We start from the raw sequence: 3,570 nt of genomic DNA, 5'->3' as shown, positions 1-3,570 counted from the left end.
GGGGGGGCCCCGGCGCTGTCGTTCGAGGTCAGCGCGCCTCGAACTGGGCGCGATGGCGCATGGCGTAGCGCTGGGTGCGGCCGGGGCCTTCGGTGCGGTCGAGGCGGAAGCCCTCTTCCTTGGCCGGACGCTGCACCAGGAACGAGAGGCGGACCGTCTCCCAGCCCTGGCTGGAGTCGAAGGCGTTGACCCGAATATAGTTGTTCGGGAAGGCGGCGCGGCAGGCCGCGATTTCGCCGAACACGCCGGCGGAGTCGCGCAGGTCGAACATGGGCAGGCCCCACATCTCCCAGTAATTGTTCCGCGGGTGCGGATCGTCGGTATGTTCCACCGAGACCGCCCAGCCCTTTTCCAGGCAATACTGCACCTGGGCCTTGATCTGCGTGTCGGTGAGGTCCGGCAGGAAGGAGAAGGTGCCTTGAGTGATGCGCATGGGTCTTCTCCTCAGGCGACGGACGTGGTGGGCACGAAGTCGGACGTGTCGGTGGAGGCGTAGTTGAAGGTCACCTCGCCCCAGGTATCGAGGGCGGCCTTGAGCGGAGCGCACCATTTGGCGGCCTCGATCAGGATTTCCGGGCCTTCGTTCTTGATGTCGCGGCCCTCGTTGCGGGCCAGGATCATGGTTTCCAGCGCGACGCGGTTGGCGATGGCGCCGGCCTGGATGCCGTCGGGATGGCCGATGGTGCCGCCGCCGAACTGAAGCACCACGTCCTCGCCGAACAGGTCGATGAGCTGGTGCATCTGGCCGGCGTGGATGCCGCCGGAGGCCACCGGCATCACCTTGCGCAGGCCGCCCCAATCCTGGTCGAAGAAGATGCCGCGAGTGTAGTCGGTCCGGGTCGTGGTCTCGCGGCAGACGTTGTAATAGCCCTGCACGGTCATGGGGTCGCCTTCCAGCTTGCCCACCGCGGTGCCGGTGTGCAGGTGGTCGACGCCGGCCAGGCGCAGCCACTTGGCGATGACGCGGAACGAGATGCCGTGCCCCTTCTGGCGGGTGTAGGTGCCATGGCCCGCGCGGTGCATGTGCAGGAGCATGTCATTCTCGCGGCACCAGTTGGAGATGGACTGGATCGCGGTCCACCCGACGATGAGGTCCACCATCACCACCACCGAGCCGAGCTCCTTGGCGAAATCGGCGCGGCGGTACATCTCCTCCATGGTCCCGGCGGTGATGTTGAGGTAGTGCCCCTTCACCTCGCCGGTCTCGGCCTGGGCCTTGTTGACGGCTTCCATGCAATAGAGGAAGCGGTCGCGCCAGTGCATGAAGGGCTGAGAATTGATGTTCTCGTCGTCCTTCACGAAGTCGAGGCCGCCCTTGAGGCCCTCATACACCACGCGGCCGTAGTTCTTGCCGGAAAGGCCCAGCTTCGGCTTGGTGGTGGCGCCCAGAAGGGGGCGGCCGAACTTGTCGAGGCGCTCACGCTCCACCACGATGCCGGTCGGCGGACCGCGGAAGGTCTTCACATAGGCCACCGGCAGGCGCATGTCCTCCAGGCGGCAGGCCTTCAGCGGCTTGAACGAGAATACGTTGCCGATGATGGAGGCGGTGAGGTTGGCGATCGAGCCTTCCTCGAACAGGTCGAGGTCATAGGCGACCCAGCAGAAATACTGCCCCGGCTGGCCGGGCACCGGCTCGACCTTGTAGGCCTTGGCGCGGTAGACGTCGGCGGCGGTGAGGCGGTCGGTCCACACCACGGTCCAGGTGGCGGTGGAGCTTTCGCCCGCGACCGCGGCGGCGGCCTCGATGGGGTCCACGCCCTCTTGGGGGGTCACGCGGAACAGGCCCAGGACATCGGTGTCCTTCGGCTGATAATCGCCGTCCCAATAGCCCATCTGGGCATATTTCAGCACGCCGGCGGCGTACCTCTTCTTCGCGTCCTTGATCTGCCCGATGGCGGCGTCGGCACCCATGTTGGCGGCCCTCCTGTCTTGTTGGACGAAAGTTGCATCAGGCCGCGGATTAGGTAAATTTGAATGATCTGAAGTTCACCTTCACATAAATGGAATATCGCGGTGCACTGGACCTTGAAACAGCTGCGGCTCGTGGCTCTGGCGGAGGCCTGCGGCTCCTTCGCCAAAGCCGCATCGGCGCTCAATTTGAGCCCGCCGGCGGTGACCGCCCAGATGAAGGCGCTCGAGGATGAACTCGGGGTTCCGGTGTTCGAGCGCATTGCCGGCAAGCTGCGACCGACCGCCGCGGGAAAGGAGCTGATTGCTGCATCGCAGCGTGTGTTTCAGGCCCTGGACGAAGCCGAACGGGCCATTCTGGCGCTGAAAAGCCCCGATGCCGGCTCGGTGGTGGTGGGGGTGGTGTCCACGGCGAAATATTTCGCGCCCATGGCCCTGGCGGCGTTCCGCAAGCGCCATCCGGGCATTGAGCTGAAGCTCGTCATCGGCAACCGGGCCGAGATCATCGGGGGGCTGGTGAGCCTCAATGTCGATCTCGCCGTGATGGGGCGCCCGCCGGCTGAGCTCGATGCGGAGATGGAGGTGATCGGCGACCATCCCCATGTCATCATCGCGCCCACCGATCACCGGCTGGTGCGTCGCCGCCGGCTGTCCCCCCACGATCTCGCCAAGGAGGCCTTCCTGGTGCGCGAGCAGGGGTCGGGCACACGCATCCTGATGGCGCGCGTGTTCGACGCGGCGGGCGCGACGGCGCCGCTCATCGCCATGGAAATCGGCTCCAACGAGACCATCAAGCAGGCGGTGATGGCGGGCCTCGGCCTCAGCTTCATCTCCGCCCACACGGTGGCGGCGGAGGTGGCCGACGGGCGTCTCGCGGTGCTCGATGTGGTGGGATTGCCGGTGATGCGACAGTGGCTGGTGGTGCGGGCGCGGGAGAAGCGGCTGTTGCCGGCGGGGGCGGCCTTGCAGGCGTTCCTGGCGAAGGAGGGCGGCAGCTTCCTGCCGCGCATGTCCGGCCCCCACATGTCCGGCCCCCGCCTGGCGGGCTGATCCGGCCCCGGCGTGCGTGTTGTTCGGGGTCCGCGCCAAAAGCACAGCGGGCGTGCCGAGGCACGCCCGCTGCAAGGAAGGGATCATCAGGGCGGCGAGAATCCCTTCCTTTTCAAACGCCCCGTTGGGGGCAATCATCGCCCTCGCGCCGTATTCCAGGCCACCGGGGGGCGGTGGCTTGGACGGCGGGGAGGGGTGGCCGTTCTCGGCCAGACGCCCGCGTCGGGGCATGTCGAACCCACCTTGCGGCGGTGGGGTATGGAGTGGGCAGCGAGCGTGCCGAGGCACGCCCGCTGCAAGGAAGGGATCATCAGGGCGGCGAGAATCCCTTCCTTTTCGAAGGCCCTGTTGGGGGGCGATCGTCGAACCTCGGCGCCGGGCTCCAGGTCACCGGGGGGCGGTGGCCTGGACGGCGGGGAGGGGTGGCCGTTCTCGGCCGGATGCCCGGGTCGGGGGCATGTCGGACCCACCTTGCGGGCGGGGTATGGAGGGAGCAGCGAGCGTGCCGAAACACGCTCGCTGCAAGGAAGGGACGATCAGGGCGGCGAGAATCCCTTCCTTTTCGAAGGCCCTGTTGGGGGGCGATCGTCGAACCTCGGCGCCGGGCTCCAG

At 67.1% G+C, this 3,570-nt stretch carries 3 protein-coding genes; 1 reads left to right on the top strand and 2 read right to left on the bottom strand.

The window, feature by feature from the left end:
* Window positions 1-28: 28 nt before the first annotated feature.
* Both HUW53_RS21665 and HUW53_RS21660 read right to left on the bottom strand, forming a co-directional pair.
* Window positions 29-433, bottom strand: a complete 405-nt coding sequence (locus tag HUW53_RS21665) for a ribulose bisphosphate carboxylase small subunit (protein WP_237347818.1) — start codon at window positions 431-433, stop codon at window positions 29-31.
* Between the two features lie 11 nt (window positions 434-444).
* Window positions 445-1,911 carry a form I ribulose bisphosphate carboxylase large subunit gene (locus tag HUW53_RS21660; RefSeq protein WP_237347817.1) on the bottom strand — a complete coding sequence of 489 codons (1,467 nt, stop codon included), beginning with the start codon at window positions 1,909-1,911 and terminating at the stop codon, window positions 445-447.
* Window positions 1,912-2,025: 114 nt separating this feature from the next.
* Between HUW53_RS21660 and HUW53_RS21655 the strand changes: the two genes are divergently transcribed.
* Window positions 2,026-2,958, top strand: a complete 933-nt coding sequence (locus HUW53_RS21655) for a LysR family transcriptional regulator (protein WP_237347816.1) — start codon at window positions 2,026-2,028, stop codon at window positions 2,956-2,958.
* The last annotated feature ends 612 nt before the right edge of the window (window positions 2,959-3,570 follow it).

Source organism: Xanthobacter agilis (assembly GCF_021730435.1).
Lineage (GTDB): Bacteria > Pseudomonadota > Alphaproteobacteria > Rhizobiales > Xanthobacteraceae > Xanthobacter > Xanthobacter agilis.
The sequence above is the reverse complement of the archived record's forward strand: the minus strand, read 5'-3'. Positions and strand labels throughout refer to the sequence as shown.